At 46.1% G+C, this 18,133-nt stretch carries 14 protein-coding genes; 13 read left to right on the top strand and 1 reads right to left on the bottom strand.

The annotated features are described in order from the left end of the window. Positions 1–8 precede the first annotated feature (8 nt). The 6 genes from BLR32_RS27850 (at position 9) to BLR32_RS27825 (ending at position 8,252) form a co-directional block, all read left to right on the top strand. On the top strand, positions 9–2,051 hold the full coding sequence (locus BLR32_RS27850) for an OstA-like protein (RefSeq protein WP_218124265.1): 2,043 nt from the start codon (positions 9–11) through the stop codon (positions 2,049–2,051). After that, complete coding sequence (gene nhaA, locus BLR32_RS27845; protein WP_089836859.1) at positions 2,048–3,187, top strand: Na+/H+ antiporter NhaA; 1,140 nt, start codon at positions 2,048–2,050, stop codon at positions 3,185–3,187. The genes BLR32_RS27850 and nhaA overlap by 4 nt, the downstream gene beginning before the upstream one ends. Positions 3,188–3,257: 70 nt before the next feature. After that, the gene (locus BLR32_RS27840; RefSeq protein ID WP_089836857.1) at positions 3,258–3,722 is read left to right on the top strand and encodes a hypothetical protein; all 465 of its coding nucleotides are present in this window, start codon (positions 3,258–3,260) and stop codon (positions 3,720–3,722) included. Between the two features lie 44 nt (positions 3,723–3,766). Continuing rightward, positions 3,767–4,288 (top strand): hypothetical protein, encoded by a 522-nt coding sequence (locus BLR32_RS27835; protein WP_143011614.1) that lies wholly within the window; start codon positions 3,767–3,769, stop codon positions 4,286–4,288. A gap of 97 nt (positions 4,289–4,385) precedes the next feature. After that, complete coding sequence (locus BLR32_RS27830; protein WP_089836853.1) at positions 4,386–5,930, top strand: NAD(P)H-hydrate dehydratase; 1,545 nt, start codon at positions 4,386–4,388, stop codon at positions 5,928–5,930. An 87-nt stretch (positions 5,931–6,017) separates the two neighbouring features. Further along, positions 6,018–8,252 (top strand): sodium-translocating pyrophosphatase, encoded by a 2,235-nt coding sequence (locus BLR32_RS27825; RefSeq protein WP_089836851.1) that lies wholly within the window; start codon positions 6,018–6,020, stop codon positions 8,250–8,252. A 361-nt stretch (positions 8,253–8,613) separates the two neighbouring features. On the opposite strand, the gene BLR32_RS27820 is transcribed toward BLR32_RS27825, so the two are convergent. Further along, on the bottom strand, positions 8,614–9,615 hold the full coding sequence (locus BLR32_RS27820) for a helix-turn-helix transcriptional regulator (protein ID WP_089836849.1): 1,002 nt from the start codon (positions 9,613–9,615) through the stop codon (positions 8,614–8,616). 105 nt (positions 9,616–9,720) lie between these two features. Here BLR32_RS27820 and BLR32_RS27815 point away from each other — a divergent pair, with 105 nt between their 5' ends. From BLR32_RS27815 to BLR32_RS27785, 7 genes are all read left to right on the top strand, one after another. After that, entirely contained in the window at positions 9,721–9,939 is a 219-nt protein-coding gene (locus BLR32_RS27815) for a hypothetical protein (protein ID WP_089836847.1), read from the top strand. Between the two features lie 149 nt (positions 9,940–10,088). Continuing rightward, a complete protein-coding gene (locus BLR32_RS27810; RefSeq protein ID WP_089836845.1) occupies positions 10,089–12,467 on the top strand; it encodes a TonB-dependent receptor in 2,379 nt (792 codons plus the stop codon). 23 nt (positions 12,468–12,490) lie between these two features. Further along, entirely contained in the window at positions 12,491–13,357 is an 867-nt protein-coding gene (locus tag BLR32_RS27805) for a DUF4249 domain-containing protein (RefSeq protein ID WP_089836843.1), read from the top strand. Between the two features lie 83 nt (positions 13,358–13,440). Beyond that, positions 13,441–14,067 carry a hypothetical protein gene (locus tag BLR32_RS27800; RefSeq protein WP_089836841.1) on the top strand — a complete coding sequence of 209 codons (627 nt, stop codon included), beginning with the start codon at positions 13,441–13,443 and terminating at the stop codon, positions 14,065–14,067. A 287-nt stretch (positions 14,068–14,354) separates the two neighbouring features. Further along, on the top strand, positions 14,355–14,747 hold the full coding sequence (locus tag BLR32_RS27795; protein WP_089837250.1) for a BlaI/MecI/CopY family transcriptional regulator: 393 nt from the start codon (positions 14,355–14,357) through the stop codon (positions 14,745–14,747). 32 nt (positions 14,748–14,779) lie between these two features. Continuing rightward, positions 14,780–16,726: a M56 family metallopeptidase gene (locus tag BLR32_RS27790; protein WP_089836839.1), complete on the top strand. Its 1,947-nt coding sequence runs from the start codon at positions 14,780–14,782 to the stop codon at positions 16,724–16,726. A 102-nt stretch (positions 16,727–16,828) separates the two neighbouring features. Then, on the top strand, positions 16,829–17,962 hold the full coding sequence (locus tag BLR32_RS27785) for a C1 family peptidase (protein ID WP_089836837.1): 1,134 nt from the start codon (positions 16,829–16,831) through the stop codon (positions 17,960–17,962). Positions 17,963–18,133: the final 171 nt, after the last annotated feature.

The following is an 18,133-nucleotide window of genomic DNA, read 5'->3' as shown; positions in this document are numbered from 1 at the left end:
TCTTGAAAATGCAGCAATTAGCAAAATGCGGGCTTATCCTGGCAGGGCTCTTTCTCGGCAGGTTATTTCCGGCTACCGCGCAGGAGACACAACCCGCGGCAAGGGACTCGAATAATGTAATACATATCATTCAGTCAGATAAACTGAATGTACTTACCAAGGACAGTGTTCAACTGAACCGGTTCATTGGCAATGCCATTTTCCGCCAGGGTAATACCTTATTTTATTGCGATAGTGCATTGATCAACAGGGCATCTAACATACTGGACGCTTACGGTCATATCCACATTAACCAGGCAGACAGCATCCACATCTACGGAGAATACCTTCACTATGAAGGCAATACCAGGATGGCTACCCTGCGGGATAATGCCCGGCTGACTGATGGCAAGGTAACTCTTACCGGCCCTGAGCTGCAATATGACATGAATGCCAGGATCGGTACTTATGTAAAAGGCGGGAAACTGGTGAATGGCAGCAGTGTGCTGACCAGCCAGGAAGGATATTATTATGCCGATACCAAAGATGTATATTTCAATTACAATGTACTGCTGGTAGATCCGGAATATACACTCAGCACCGATACTTTATTATATAATACCCAGTCCAAAATAGCCACTATTGTGGCCCCTACTACCATCAATGATGGGAAGACGGTCATGTATGCTACTTCCGGGGAATATAATACCGAAACAGGACAGGGTAATTTCGACAGCAGGCCTACTATTGAAGATAGTACTGCTACCATTACTGCCGATAATATCCAGATGGATAAGCGTACCGGACTGGCCTATGCCACCGGCAATATGATCTATCGTGATACTGCGCAGCATATGACACTTCTGTCCAACTACGGTACGGTGAACCAGATTGAAAAGACTGTGCTTGCCACCCAGCATCCGCTGATGATCCTGGAGCGGGAAAAGGATACGCTTTACCTGGCGGCAGATACGCTGTTCTCCGGTGTACTGAAAAGGGATACGTTCACCGTAGCTCCTGTCCGTACCTCGACAGACAGTACGATATCGGTTGACAGCACTTCAAATGTACCCGACTCACTACGAAAACCGCTGCAGGATTCAACGGAAGTTATGCCGGCAGATACTTCTGCCTTTGCTAAGAAACTGAAGAATGCATTGGCGCCGGGCGATTCGGGCAAATTGGTCCCGGTGATGGTGGCAAAGGATTCCGCGCTTATTACACTTAAACCTAAAGCAGTCGGTATACTCAGCGACACCGCCAAAGCAATGGCCATCCTGCGGGATAGCACACGTGCGTTGAAACCAGACAGTATCGTATTGTCGAAAGATTCCGCAGTGATAGGTTTAAAATCAAAGGCACTGGCATTAACGAAGGATTCACTACGTTCACAACCGCCTGCCCTGGCTATGGAAACAGATACCAGCGCAACAAAAGATACCAGTGAGATCAGATACATCCGTGCATGGCATCATGTGCGCATCTATTCCGATTCCCTGCAGGGAGTAGCAGACAGTATCTACTATTCCAGCAAGGATTCCATCTTCCGCTTTTACCGGAACCCGATACTGTGGGCCAATGAAACGCAGCTTAGTGGAGATACTATCTTCCTCTATACCAAAAACCAGAAAGCAGACAAGCTGTTACTTGATCAGAATGCCCTGCTGGTAAAAGAGTCTGATCCACAGTTGTACAACCAGATCAAAGGCAACCAGATCACAGGTTATTTTTTAGGTCAGGCCCTTGATTGGATGCATGTGGATGGAAATGCGGAAAGTATTTATTACGTCCGGGACGACGACTCGGCATATGTCAGTGTGAACAGGACCCTGAGTGGTATCATCAATATCTATTTCAGAGAAGGGCAATTGCATCATATCTCCTTTATTAAGGATCCTGAAGGAACGATGTATCCTTTCACACAACGCCCGCTGGACCAGATGCAACTGGAGAATTTCCACTGGGATATCAGGCGTAAACCTAAAAGCAAATATGAGCTGATGGGCACTGTGAGTGAGGCTAAAATAAAAGAAGAAGAAAAACCGGTACCAAAAGCGGAAGACGAGTTTTGATAAAGCGATTATTATCACCCATTTACGAGTTTTTACAGGATAGCCGGGCAGTAGGGATTGTGTTGATCATCTGTACGGCTATCTCACTTTTACTCGCTAATTCAGCCTGGCAGCAGTCGTACATTGCCAGCTGGGATACCCTTGTGCATATCCCCATCCCACAGCTGCATCTGCCACATACCATCCTTCACTGGATCAATGATGGCCTGATGGTTCCTTTCTTTTTCCTCGTAGGGATGGAGATCAAAAGGGAAGTGACTATCGGGGAATTGTCTTCCATCCGCCAGTCAGTGTTGCCTATACTCGCTGCTCTCGGCGGTATGGTCTGCCCTGCCCTGATCTTCACAATATTTAATGGTGGTACTCCATTCGCCAATGGCTGGGGTATTCCGATGGCTACGGATATCGCATTTTCACTGGGGATCCTTTCCCTGTTAGGAAACAGGGTGCCACTTTCACTGAAGATCTTCCTGACGGCACTCGCCATCATTGATGATCTGGGTGCTATCCTTACCATCGCAGTTTTCTATACTGCCAGTATACAAGTGGGTTACCTGCTGGCTGCCGGTGTTATACTTATCCTGTTGATTATCCTGAATCGCTGTAAGGTACGCCAGCTATGGTGTTATTTTATTCCGGGCATTATACTCTGGTATTGTATTTACAATTCCGGTATCCATGCCACCATTGCGGGTGTGCTCCTGGCAGCCTGTATACCACTATCTAAAGTCTCCCGGCTGATCCACCAGTTGCATGATCCTGTCAATTTTGTGATTATGCCCATTTTTGCACTATCGAATACGGCTATTGTTTTTCCGCCGGATATGCTTCATACTTTCAACAGTAGTATTAGTTATGGTATAATTGCCGGATTGGTGATCGGCAAGCCACTGGGGATCTTTCTTTTCTCTTATATCGCAGTACGGCTTAAACTGGCTGCCTTACCAGACCAGGCTAGCTGGGGGCAATTGATCGGTATAGGGATGATTGCCGGTATTGGTTTTACGATGTCAATATTTATTTCAACCCTGGCGTATACACAGGTGGAATGGCAGATTATCTCCAAAATAGCCGTCATTGCTGCATCTCTGCTTGCCGGTATCGTAGGTTACTGCTATTTAAGGATAGCAAAATGACCAGTTATTTACAATACAAAAAATAATAATCTGTATCTTGGCATCGTTATTGCCATTGCATTGCAATAACATGAAAAAGCGCCTTTTCATATTCATAGCCCTGCTACTTGGAGTTGGTATTCAGATAGTGAATGCCCAGACAAAGAGTAATGCACAAGTGGGACTACGCCTTGGCCTACCGTTGGGTGGCACCGTACGTTATTTCTTTGACGATGCGAATGCCGTCGAAGGTATTGCCGGCGTATACTCCGGGACCTTTACCGTGACTGGCCTCTATGAACGGCATTTCGACCTTTCAGCACTTACAACTGAAGGTTTTGCATGGTTTATCGGAGGCGGGGCACACATGGGAACACGAGACACAGATGGGAATGTGAAATTTATAGCTGGCATAGATGGCATCGGGGGGATTGATTATACATTTCCAACATTGCCACTGAACCTAAGTCTTGACTGGAAACCGGCAATCCACTTCAATACCTCTTCCGACCTGACGGATTTCGCAGTATCCGTTCGGTACACCTTTGGAAGATAACAGCATAGAAAAACCTAAAACGCAATTTCTAAACAGTAACAAATATGAAACAACTTGTGTTATTATTTAGCCTGTGTGCAATGATGGCAGTACAGGCAAATGCACAAAGACGTGGTGCAAGCGCATCATCCAACTATGAAACGGCTGTAGGTATACGCGTAAATCCCTGGCTGGTAGGTGGTACCATCAAGCACTTCATTGCAGGACCTCATGCAATAGAAGGTTTGATCACCACAAACGTGAGCAACAGGCGGAACGTAACCTTCACAGCCCTGTATGAATATCACATCGCTCCATTCCCTAAACCAGAATTCCGCCTGTATTTCGGTGGTGGTGTACACCTGGGTATTTATGACCGTTATGACTATGATCCTGACCGTTATTACAGACATGGTAAGGGTACCTATGTTACTCCGGGTATGGATGGTATCGTAGGTCTGGAATATAAATTCAAAAAAATTCCTTTAGTGGTAAGCGGCGACCTGAAACCTTTCTTCCACTTCACCGGCGAGACCAACTTCATCGGAGAAGAGATCGGTGGTGCTTCTGTAAGATATACCTTCTAAGCAGGGACCAAAATATTGAAAAGCGATCATGCCTTACGGGACATGGTCGTTTTTTTTTGCTTATATTTATAAGCTATGCCCCTGGCGGATACTGACTATGAAAATATTTACAGCCCAGCAAATACGCGACGCAGATGCCTATACAATAAGGCATACACCCATCAGCAGCCTAGCCCTGATGGAAAAGGCAGCCATTGCCTGTACGGCGTGGATCTGCCGTCATTATAACGAGGATACACCGGTCTATATATTCTGCGGAATGGGCAACAACGGAGGTGACGGACTCGCCATTACCCGGCTGTTGCGTAACAGGGGGTACAATGCAGTGGCCTACATCCTCCACCATAGTACTAAAGCTTCTGATGATCATACTGCTAACCGGGAGGCATTGCAACAACAATACCACGCCGCAATACATGATATTCCTGACAATGGCCTCCTGCCCCAGTTAGACAGGAATGCCCTGATCGTAGATGCGATCCTCGGCACAGGTCTGAGTCGTCCGGTGGAAGGCTGGATAGCCGGTATCATTGAGCAACTCAATGATCTGAAACCGCAGCACGACATTGTAGCCATCGACATGCCTTCAGGATTACAGGCGGATGCTTCTTCTGTAAATACACCCGTTATAAAGGCAGATCAGACGCTTAGTTTTGAGTTCTATAAACTGGCCTTTCTCCTGCCTGAAAACGCAGCATTTGTGGGGGAAATATGCATTCTTTCCATAGATCTGTCACCGGATTATATTGCGCAAACCCCTTCCCGTTTCAATATAACGGACGCTTTCCAGGTACGCAGCATTTACCGGCCGCGTAAACCATTTTCCCATAAAGGCACATTTGGACATGCCCTGCTGATAGCCGGCAGCGAAGGCAAGATCGGCGCGGCCGTATTAAGCGCCAAAGCCTGTCTGCGGGCAGGCGTAGGACTGCTGTCCTGTCATATTCCCAAATGCGGATATCAGATCATGCAGATTTCAGCGCCGGGAGCGATGTGTTTCATTGACGAACAGCAGGACCACAGTTCCGGCTTTCATAATCATGTGCTCACGCCTGAAGCAGCGGCTAAATATAAAGTCATAGGTATAGGCCCGGGGCTGGGCACTGCGGCAGGTACTTCCTGGGCATTTGAAAAGCTGCTGGAACATTATCACCAGCCTATGGTTATAGATGCTGATGCACTGAATATCCTCGCCTCCTCTCCTGCCCTGCTGAAGAAAGTGCCGGCGGGATCTTTATTGACACCGCATCCGAAGGAATTTGAACGCCTTTTCGGAACAACAGCCAATGATATGGAAAGGCTGAAAGTATTATCTCAGCATGCCGTTGAAAGACAACTGAATATCCTGCTGAAGGGTCGTTATACGGCCATGGCATTCCCCGATGGCTCCATCTGGTTCAATGCCACGGGCAATCCCGGTATGGCCACAGGTGGCAGCGGGGATGTATTGACCGGTATACTCACCTCTTTATTGGCCCAGGGGTATAGTCCGCAGGAGACCATGCTACTCGGCGTTTACCTGCACGGCCTTGCCGGCGACCATGCCGCAGCAGCCCACTCAGAAGAAGCCATGATAGCGGAAGATATTGTTGAGTTCCTCGGTAAGACCTTCCTGGAGTTGCATAAACTAAAACCCTGCTGACCTTTTTTTACCCACATCATGTCAGTAAAACCCCTCCTTTTATAAACCATAAAAGGTTATATTTATAGAATTGTTAAAATCACGTATATGAATATCGTTTACCTCGTTCCATGTTTTGGATTACTAGCTTTGTTATTTACCGCTATCCGGAGTTCCTGGGTATCCCGCCAGGAGGCCGGCAATGAAAAGATGAAAGAAATAGCCGCACATATTGCTGAAGGGGCAATGGCGTTTCTCAAAGCTGAATATAAGATCCTTGCCTATTTTGTGGTAATAGCCGCGCTGTTGCTGGGCTATATGGGAGCAACAAACCATAACTCCGACTGGACTATCGCCGTGGCCTTTATTATCGGAGCCCTGTTTTCTGCCACCGCAGGCTTCATAGGCATGAAGATCGCAACCAAAGCTAACGTACGTACTGCACACGCAGCGCGTACCAGTCTTTCCAGCGCATTAAAGGTATCCTTTACAGGAGGTTCCGTAATGGGAATGGGGGTAGCCGGGCTGGCCGTATTGGGTCTCGGCTCACTATTCATCATACTGAAATCATATTTTGGCGCTAATGCCAATACCGAAGAAATGATCCGCACCATCGAGGTACTGACAGGTTTCTCCCTCGGTGCGGAAAGCATCGCTCTCTTTGCCCGTGTAGGCGGTGGTATCTATACCAAGGCCGCCGACGTAGGTGCTGACCTGGTGGGTAAAGTAGAAGCAGGCATCCCTGAGGATGATCCCCGCAACCCCGCTACCATCGCTGATAATGTGGGCGACAACGTAGGCGACGTAGCTGGAATGGGTGCTGACCTCTTCGGATCTTATGTAGCCACTGTACTGGCCACCATGGTACTGGGCAGTGAAATTATTTCCAATGACAAATTCGGTGGCGTTGCCCCTATCATATTACCTATGCTCATCGCGGGCCTGGGTATTGTTTTCTCTATCATCGCTACTTTCTTCGTAAGAATATCCGATAGCGTAGGTTTAAATACAGGCTCGGTACAAAAAGCCCTGAACATGGGTAACTGGGGCTCTATCGTCCTTTCTGCTATCGCGAGCGCAGCCCTGGTATATTATATCCTGCCAGGAGAAGCCATCTATCTGAAACGTGACTTCGTGCCAGGCACCAGTGAGCTCAAAGCCGGCACCAAAGCCATCACCCAGAACGGCGTGGTAGGCGCCATCTTCGTAGGTCTGGCAGTAGGTACATTAATGAGCCTTATCACAGAGTATTATACAGCTATGGGCAAACGTCCGGTGTTGTCGATCATCCGTCAGTCTTCCACCGGCCATGCTACTAACGTAATTGCCGGTCTGGCGATAGGTATGGAGTCTACCCTGCTCCCTATCATCGTACTGGCAGCAGGTATATATGGTTCATTCGCCTGTGCAGGTCTCTACGGCGTGGCGATTGCAGCCGCAGGTATGATGGCCACCACCGCTATGCAGCTGGCGATCGACGCTTTCGGTCCTATCGCTGACAATGCCGGTGGTATTGCAGAAATGAGTGAACTGCCAAAAGAAGTGCGTGAAAAAACCGATATCCTGGATGCTGTAGGTAATACCACTGCCGCTACCGGAAAGGGTTTCGCGATTGCCTCCGCAGCTTTGACAGCGCTGGCGCTCTTTGCAGCCTTTGTAGGTGTAGCGGGTATTGATGGTATTGACATTTATAAAGCTGATGTACTGGCAGGCCTGTTCATAGGCGCCATGATTCCTTTCATATTCTCCTCTCTCGCTATCAGAGCGGTAGGTGAAGCGGCTATGGCCATGGTAGAGGAAGTACGCCGCCAGTTTAAGGAAATTCCAGGTATCATGGAAGGTACAGGTAAACCTGAGTATGATAAATGCGTGGCGATCTCCACACAGGCTTCCATCAAGAAAATGATGTTGCCGGGTGCAATTGCTATTCTGACGCCTTTAGTGGTGGGTTTCATCTTTGGGCCTGAGGTGCTGGGTGGCTTCCTGGCGGGAGCAACTGTGGCGGGCGTGTTGATGGGAATGTTCCAGAATAATGCTGGTGGTGCGTGGGATAATGCGAAGAAGTCTTTTGAGAAGGGCGTGGAGATCAAGGGACAGATTTATTATAAGAAATCAGAGCCGCATAAGGCTTCTGTTACCGGTGATACTGTAGGGGATCCATTTAAGGATACTTCTGGTCCTTCTATGAATATCCTGATTAAACTGATGTCGATTGTGTCATTGGTGATAGCGCCGACTTTGGCGGGGATACATCATACAGGCGCGGTTGCAGGGAAAAAGGCGCCGGCTACTGAGCAGGTGGCGCAGGTGAAGGTGCGGGCTGTAGCGCCGGCGAATAATTGACCGATTAGATTACTTTATATAAAAGGTGCATTCTATCTGGAATGCACCTTTTTTGTTTTATTCGGTTTTGTTTTGGACTGACGGTGATTATTTCGCCGATCGTCTTGCTCACGGTGGGGGCATTAGCTAGGTTCTTTGAAGATTCTTACTATTAAGCTTTGGAGGGCGGTTGGGGGTGTTTTTTTGCGAATGTGGGCTGACGGCGATTAAGCGCCGACCGTCTTGCTCACGGTGCATAACTATCAGCTTATAATAGAAAAACACTATAGCTGGCTAAAGAATAAGTATATGCAAGCTATAGCCATGGCCTCATAGGCTTATGGGGACAATTTTCGGCCAGATGAAAGAAACTCGCCCTTGCCTATTTAAGCTTACTTGGACTAACACCAAATTTCTTCTTGAAGGCAATACTGAAGTGCTGTATAGAGGAGAAACCCAGTTGCTCAGCAATCTCAGTCAGCGAAAACTCCCGGGTGGCGATCATCTTCCTGGCATAATCCATCCGGTGATCATTGAGATAGCCAAATACCGTATTGTCAAAAACCTGGCGGAAGCCATTCTTTAATTTGAATTCATTCAACCCTGCCTGTCTTGACAACTCTGCCAGTGAAGGCGGGTTTTCCATATTTTTTAGTAAGAGGTCCTTCGCATAGTGGATCTTTTCTTTATCGGCAGGGGATATTGTAAAGGAATCAGTCCGCACATGCTCTACCCGCTCATATTGTTCACATTGGAGCGCCAGGAGTTCCAGCGCTTTGGACTGCAGGAACAATTTTTTTACACCTCCGGTGAACTGGCACTGGCGGATCTCTTCCAGTACCATCAGCATACGGGTGGTAATGGGTGGATTGAGTTTTTTGTTAAGGTAAGCGCCCTTGCCTCCTGCTACTTCATTGGCCAGATTATCGAGTACGCGGCCCCCATTTGCCGCGATGTCGAGGAAACGTTCGGTAGAAAAGGCGAGCGCCATCAGTTCAAAGCCGCGCTGTTTGTCTACATCGATGTTTTCTGCCGGACTGGGATTAAAGAAAAGATTGTGCTCAAGGGATTGATAACGCCGTTTGCCAAAATTGCCGGTAACCATATCCGGACCTGCCACAAACTGGCCGTTCAGCATGAAGATCAGCGATATTGTCGGGATATGCTCTGTAGTATAGATGTGCAGATTCTCATATACATGGACATCTCCTATAGCGATATGGTATCCGTCAAAATAGATCTCCTGAAAATTGGCATCTGCAAAATGATAGTTGAAATGCTGTTTTTCCTCAATCAGGGAAGGAGACAGGAACTTCGGCATCGGAAATTCCATCTGCTCACTGAATATCAGTTCACTTGCATCATTTTTAATCTGGATATCCATAAAAATCCTTTAAATATAAATTTTAATCCCTTTTATGTAACAGCTATCCGGATGAAGAGCATCAATTTTGCACAAAAATATTCCTAAATATTTAATATCATAGTTATGGAGATTGGAATATTCCGTACAAATATATGCACCCATCAGGATAAGAAGGATGTCATAGAAGCAATACAGCAACACTTTAACATTACTAATTGTAGTATCGATATTGAGGACTGTGATAAAGTGATGCGTATTGTGGCCGGCCCCACTACTGTAGTTGAAAACGATATTATACTTTTTATCCGCCGCATGGGCTATCAATGCGAAAGACTTGACTAGATATCCGGACTAAATTATCCAGTTCAAAAAAAATCCCCTATAGCCTTATAGGGGTACCCCCTTCTCCCCACGTCATATATGCGTAAATAAAACATGTTATAGCAAGGCCAGCTATCCGCAATTAAAAAATACAAGAACCTTAACCTTATATGAAGACAAAATTACTTATGCTGCTTGGCGTATGCCTGCTGCTTATGCAAGCTCGTCATGCCTGCGCACAACAGAAATACACTGTAAGCGGTTATGTAAAAGACCAGCAGAATGGAGAAAGCCTGATCGGAATATCCGTATCAAAAGCGGGAACCAGTATGGGCACAGTGACCAACGAATATGGCTTTTACTCTCTCACCCTACCTGCGGGCGATCATGAGATCCAGTTCTCCTACATTGGTTATGCACCCATTAAAATGAGTGTGTCACTGAAGTCCAACAAGAACCTGGATGTTAAAATGGAGAAGTCCAGCAGCCAGTTAAGTACTGTAACCGTAACCGGCAATAAACAGGAAAAAGCGGTGAATACACTTACTACAAGTCTTAACAGGCTGGATATAGCTCAGATGAAGAAAATGCCCACATTCATGGGTGAAGTGGATGTACTCCGCTCTATCCAGACCCTTCCCGGTGTGAATACAGTGGGTGAAGGCGCGAACGGTTTCAACGTGCGTGGTGGTGCGGCAGATGAGAACCTCATCCTGCTGGACGAGGCCCCTGTTTATAACTCTACGCATATGATGGGTTTCTTCTCTGTGTTCAACCCGGATGCGGTGAAAAGTATCAATCTCCTTAAAGGCGGTTTTCCGGCCGAATACGGCGGTCGTACTTCCTCTGTACTGGATATACGCATGAAGGATGGAAACAACCAGAATTTCAACGTAAATGGCGGTATAAGCAATGTATTCAGCAGGCTGTCCCTGGAAGGACCGATCAAAAAAGATGAATCCTCTTTCATCCTGGCTGCCCGCCGTTCTTACATCGACATCCTGATGAAGCCTTTCCTGAAAGGAGACATGAAGGACACCAAGCTGAATTTCTACGATCTGACCGGTAAGGTGAACTTCAAACTGAACAAGAACAATACCCTGTTTGCCAGTGGTTATCTTGGAAGGGATGTCTTTGGTTTCGGTACTCAGATCAATATGAACTGGGGTAATAAAACAGCTACTGTACGTTGGAATCACGTATTTACCAACCGTACGTTCCTGAACCTGACCACTTTCTACAGCAACTATGATTATAGCCTCAAATTCAACAACGAAAGTAAGAAAGGCGCAGACGAAGAAAATCAGGCTTACCACTGGACATCCAACATCATCAACTACGGTGTGAAACCTGCATTTACTTTCTACATCAATACACATAACAGTCTGCACTTCGGTCTGCAGGGTATTTACTACACCTTCAAACCAGGTACCGGTACAGGTGTGGAAGGAGACGAAACAAGCGTAAAGCAACTTACACAGCAGCATGGTCTGGAAGCAGCCGCTTACCTGGATCATGAATGGAAGCCCAGCGATAAGTTAGGCATCCAGTACGGTGTGAGGTTCTCCAACTACCAATACCTGGGTAAAGGCACTGCATACTACTATAATGATACTACTGCCGGTATCCGTAAAACACTGGTTGGAACCAGAGAGTATGGTGCAAATGAGCTGATCAAGGCTTACAGCTACCTGGAACCAAGGATTACAGCACGCTATGCACTTACTCCGGATCATGCGATCAAGGCGTCTTATGCACGTACTACACAGTATATGCACCAATTGTCCAACACCGCATCTCCTACTCCACTGGACATCTGGACGCCAAGCACAAACAATATACAACCACAGGTTGCTGATCAGTACACCATAGGATATGTATACGATGCACCGTCTAACATTTTTGAAATATCAGCAGAAGCTTTCTACAAAAAGATGGAGCATCAGCTGGATTATATTGACAACGCAAACCTGGAACTGAACCAGCAGATTGAAGCTGATCTGCTCCAGTCACACAGCCGCTCTTACGGGCTGGAACTGATGGCCAGAAAAGATGTGGGTAGAACTACCGGATGGGTAAGTTATACACTATCCCGTTCCGAAAGACAGACCAATGGCATCAGCCAGAATGAGTGGTTCCTGAACCGTTACGACCGTACACACAACCTGAACCTTGTTGTTACACATGAACTGAGCAAGCGTACCTCTCTTTCCGCCAACTGGGTTTACGCTTCCGGTACACCGGGTACATTTGCCGACAGCCGGCTGGAGTTCCAGGACTGGGACATTCCATACAACAGTACCGATAAACGCAACAACTACAGGCTGCCAGCCTTCCATCGTCTGGACATGTCCTTAACGCTGAAAGGAAAACAGCTGCGCCGCTGGAAAGGCGAATGGGTATTCTCTCTGTATAATGTATATGGCCGCAGAAATGCCTACACCATCTACTTCAGGCAGAATGAAGATGATCCATCCAAAAAAGAAGCCGTTCGCCTTTCTATCATCGGTTCTATCATTCCTGGTATCACCTACAATTTCAAATTCTAAACCATCCTTTAAAAAGAATACAGATGAAAAAGATAAGATTTAGCATATTAATAGCGATGGTGGCAGCTTTCACTGCCTGTGAAGATGCGATAGATATCAACGTAAAGAAAGGAACTTCCTATCCGGTACTGGATGCCTGGATCACGACAGAACCGGGTGTACAAAAGATCAGGTTCACGAAATCAGTGCCATACACCGATCAGGCGCCGGCTCCGGTAATAGACGACGCACGGATCACGCTCATCGATGAGACAGCAAACAAATCCTATCTCTTCGCATTCGCCAACGGGGTTTATTCATACGATCCTGGAGATAATGAAACCCTTGGTGTAATCGGACATGCTTACAGATTGAGAATAGAGTATAACACGGAGGTGTTTGAAGCAGTAGATACTATCAAAAGGATAACACCGATCGATTCCATCTCTTACAAGTATGAAAAGAAAGATGAAAGTTTTGTGGAAGAAGATGGATATGTTGCGAAGTTCCATGCCATAGATATCAAGGGTGGAGTGGATTATTACTGGATGCGTTCTTACAGGAACGATCTGCAGCATAAGGTAGGCGATGAATTCTCTGTTGATGGTTATTTTGATCAGAGTGTGAAAGACGGTTCAGCATTTATATTGCCGATCCAGGAAGCGGTGACAGACTTTGACAAACCATTCCAGAAAGGAGAAAAAGTGATCGTGAAATTGCGTTCACTCACCTATCAGAGTCATTTCTTCCTGACACAGGTAGACGATCAGCTCGAGTCCGGCGGTCTCTTTGCCAAGGTATTGGAAAATGTAAGATGTAATGCCATCAATGTAACTACAGGCGGAAAACAAAAGCTGTTAGGCTGGTTCGGTACTTCTGCTGTAAGCAGTAAGGAAAGGGTTATCGAATAATATTAATCTCTCACTATAATATCAAGCTGGCTAAAGAACACGCTTTAGCCAGCTACACTCAAAACAATTTCAAGCAATTTTTTATGAAAAAGATTTTATCAGCGCTGCTGGTGCTAGTTGCACAGCAGGCCTGGGCACAGCATGCCACAACCGAAACATTATTTTCTTCTAAAAGTGGTAAAAAGACAACTATTGGAGCATATGGCGCGCCTGCAGCTAAATTTACACCCATTGATGGTAAATTTGGATTGCTGACTGGTGGATACGGTGGTGTATTATTGAATGGCAAGGTGATGCTCGGAGCGGGTGCCTATTCACTGGTTAACAATGTGGACATGCCGACACTGAATACGAATGGTCAGAAAGAATACCTGAATCTTTGGTACACTGGTCTGGTATTCGAGTACATCCATAACTCAGACAAACTGATACACTGGACAGCTGGTACATTGATTGGTGGTGGTGCGGCAGGCCGGAGAAACAAGAACTGGTGGGATGATGGTGAATTTGACAATGACCACACGTATGATAACCACGGTTTCTTTGTAGCAGAGCCATATGCCAACGTTGAGCTGAACATTACAAAATTCCTGCGTCTGGATATAGGAGCTTCATACCGTTATGTGGCCGGTTCCAATACAACGGGTATTACTGACGGAAAGTTAGGCGGCCCATCTATTAATGTTGGCCTCAAAGCCGGTAAGTTCTGATAAAACAGGTATTACTGACGGCAAATGTAAGTAGCCCGTCCGTTAATGTTGGCCTCAAAGCCAGTAAGTTCTAAGTAGTCATATTGATACAGGCATCGTTGCCCATCTAGCTGAACGATTTCATGCAGAGGGGTGACATGCCTGTTTTTTTTGCGCCCCATTTAACCCTGATAATCACCGTTCCCCACCCTTCCCTAAAAAATTATTCCTTCACATTTGGCAATTACGAAAACTATCGTACATTTGTTACGAAAATATTCGTAGATCAATAATCATTGGAAAATAAAATGAGTACCGCCAAAAACATCAAGCCGACAGAAAGTGAGCTGGAGATCCTTGGGATATTGTGGGAGAAAGGTTCCGGTACTGTAAGGGATGTGCACGAAATACTGGAGAAAAGCAAAGACGCGGGTTATACTACTACCCTCAAGCTGATGCAGATCATGCATGAGAAAGGGTTATTAAAGCGGGATACCAGCAGCAAGACACATGTGTACGAAGCTGCCATTTCCCAGGAAAGTACGCAGCAGCAACTACTCAATAAGATGATTGATACGGTGTTTAACGGCTCTGCCTCACAGCTTGTGTTGCAGGCACTGGGTAATCATCGTTCTTCACAGGAAGAGCTGGATAAGATCAAACAGTATCTGAATGAGATAGAGCAGCAACAGAAAAAGTAAAACCGCGTTCAGACGCGTTAATCTGTACAATCATGATTGCACAACTTCCTTTCACCGCAGACCTGATCCAGGCTTTCGGCTGGGCCCTTCTGCACTCATTCTGGCAGGCATTTTTCATCTTCGCCTGTCTGCGGATCGTTTTACTGCTCTGGCCACAGGCAAGTTCCAGTATAAAATACAACCTGTCTTACATTTCGCTGGCAGGCATTTTTACCTGGTTTTCCGTGACACTTTACTTACAGGTAGAAGCTGTAAGAAGAGTGCATCAGGCGGCTTATTTAATGATAGAAACCGGTATACGGCCATCTGCTGCAGTAACCGTTCCGGCCATCTATAAAAGCCAGGCAGAGCTTACAGATCTGTTGCCTGGCCTGGAAATGTGGTTCCCTGTATTAGTAGCCATTTATGTGGCCGGGGTTGCCGTCATGACCATCAAACTGACTGTGGACCTGTTACAGTTACAGCAGATAAAGAAGAAACAGGTGCTCCCTATTGACGACGCATGGGAAAAACACCTGCAGAAACTTGCTGCCCAACTGAAGATCCCACGCCGGGTGAAACTGTTGATATCACAGTACATCCAGGTGCCGGTCATGATCGGCTTCCTCAAACCAGTCATTTTATTACCCGTAGCCATGTTCAACAACCTGACGGCAGAACAGCTGGAAGCTATCCTGTTGCATGAACTGGCACACATCAAACGCAATGATTATCTACTGAATATTTTCCAATCCATTGTAGAAACCATCCTGTTTTTTAATCCTTTCGTGTGGTGGATATCAAAGAACATCCGCCTTGAAAGGGAACACTGTTGCGACGATCTTGTACTTACAAATCAGGTGCAACCGCTGCATTACGCCAAAGCCCTGGTAGCATTGGAAGAATACCGGTTAACAGTCAATGCTATGGCCATGGCGGCGGCAGACAATAAACAACATTTATTTCACCGCATCAAACGCATCATGGAAATGAAAACTAAAAATATTAATTATACGCAAAAGTTATTGGCTGTCATGATCATTGCAGTAGGACTGGTGTCCATTGCTTGGCTCAATCCTTCCAATAAAGACGAGCAGCGCGAGAATAAAAAACCTGCTGTAAAGGAAGAAGTCGCCGATGCTCCCATCGCTCCTGCTATAGCAGCTCCGGTTGTTACACACGCCCTCAGGATGGCGCAATATTTCCTGGACACTGTACCAGGAAATGATAAACGCCGGGCCGAAAAAGAAGCCGCTGAGAAAGCTGCAAAAGAAGGCCTGGACGCAGCCCAGGAGGCAATGAAAAACATAGACTGGAACCAGATCAATAGCGAGGTTTCCAATGCTATGAAGAATGTCGACTGGAAGAAGATCAACGAAGAAGTTTCCACTGCTATGAAAAACGTTGACTGGAAAAAGGTCAACGAAGAGGTATCTACTGCGCTGAAGAATGTGGACTGGAAAAAGATTAACGATGAAGTTAAAACCAGTCTGAAAAACATGCCTGATACGCTGGTAGATCCAAAGATGATTGAAGAAAGTATACGCATTGGTATGGAAAGCGCTAAAGCTGCTATGGCCAACATCAATATTGATGACATCATCAAAAAGAGCATGGCGGAAGCCAGAGGTGCCATGGACAGTAAAGAGTATAAAGAGGCGATGGAAAATGCCAGGAAGGAAATAGAAAAAGCAAAGCAGGAAATTAAAGAAGCTCAGAAAAATGTCAGAAAAGAGATCACGGCCTCTGATAAGCATGTAATCGTTGACAAGAAGATATCAGATAAATACAAAAATATGGTTAAGAGAATGGCCGAAGATAAACTCATAGATGTGGAAGAAGGATTCACCATCGAAAAAAAGGACGGTATCCTTACCATTAACGGTGTGCAACAGTCTAACGATGTGTTAAAGAAATATGCCGACGCACTTGGCAAAGCCGATGAGGCTACCATCACGGGCAAAGGAGATAACCTGAGTGTCAGCGTCAACGAAAAATAACTTACTTTTTTCCGTCATTCTATGCGCCACTGCCGTTCATACAGCAGTGGCGCTTTTTATATGCCTTTAGCCCTTATCTTTAGGAAGTAAATCTCCCTTTATATGAGATCATATCTAGTATTATCAGCGTTATTCCTCTGCATACAGGGCCGGGCCCAGGAAACAAAAACCCTCGAGGAGATCCGGATCATCAGAAATAACCCTGTAACATCTGTAAAAGACCAGGCGAATACCGGTACCTGCTGGTGTTTTTCCTCTACCTCCATGATCGAATCGGATTGCCTTCGTAAAGGCCAGCCAACGCTCGATCTCTCCGAAATGTTTACCGTGCGTAACATATATCTTGAAAAGGCTGAAAACTATATTCACAGGCAGGGATTTGCCCGTTTTGATGAAGGAGGCCTTGGCCATGATGTACTTCACGCGGTAGCTGCATATGGTATCATGCCTGAAAACGTCTATAGTGGGCTAAAAGATGGCCGTATTTCGCATGATCATGCGGAGATGGTGTCTGAGATGAAAAGTTACCTTGACAGCATTCTGAAGCTTCCTAAGCCGATTCCTGCTACCTGGGAAACAGGTTTCACCGCTATCCTGGATAAATATCTGGGTACGCCGCCGGCAAACTTCAGCTATAATGGGCGTAATTATACGGCCAAAACATTTGCCAAAGATGTGATAAAGTTCAATCCTGAAGATTATGTCAGCCTCACTTCTTTCACGCATCATCCTTTCTACAGCTCCTTTATCCTGGAGGTGCCCGACAACTTCTCCAACGGGGCTTATTTTAATGTGCCTATCAATGAGTTGATCGATATTGCCAAAGATGCGGTTAAAAGCGGGTATACCGTGTTGTGGGATACAGACGTGAGTAACCGGGGATTCATGGTGGGCAAGGGATATGCCATGCGTCCTGTAGTAGATTCGCTGACGCGCGGCAACATTATCAATCCGGATCTGGAGGAAAAGAAATATACACAGGATGAGCGTCAGCAGTTATTTGACGGCTTAATAACCCAGGATGACCACCTCATGCATATTACAGGTATAGGAAAGACTGCAAAAGGAAAAGAATTCTTTATTGTGAAGAACTCCTATGGCAGTAAGTCAGGGCCGTTTGACGGGTTTATCAAAGTATCTGTTCCTTATTTTGCTATTAATACGATCACTATCATTGTACCTAAAGCTGCTCTTGCCCGGGACAAATCGTTCAACGGCAGGCTTGCATCGAAGTGATCATCATAAAAGTGAACCGATATACAAAAGGGCAGCCCTGTGAACCCACAGAACTGCCCTTTTGTATGGTAATTTGTTTGAGGGAAAACACTTAAAGATGCGCTCAACATCTGCTAATATCACAAAGTTCAGCACACTTGCAGCCGCAGCAAATATTTGCTGACACTGCAA

It is taken from the genome of Chitinophaga filiformis, assembly GCF_900102545.1.
GTDB lineage: Bacteria > Bacteroidota > Bacteroidia > Chitinophagales > Chitinophagaceae > Chitinophaga > Chitinophaga filiformis.
Note: the sequence above shows the minus strand (reverse complement) of the source record. Positions and strands in the feature narration are given on the sequence as shown.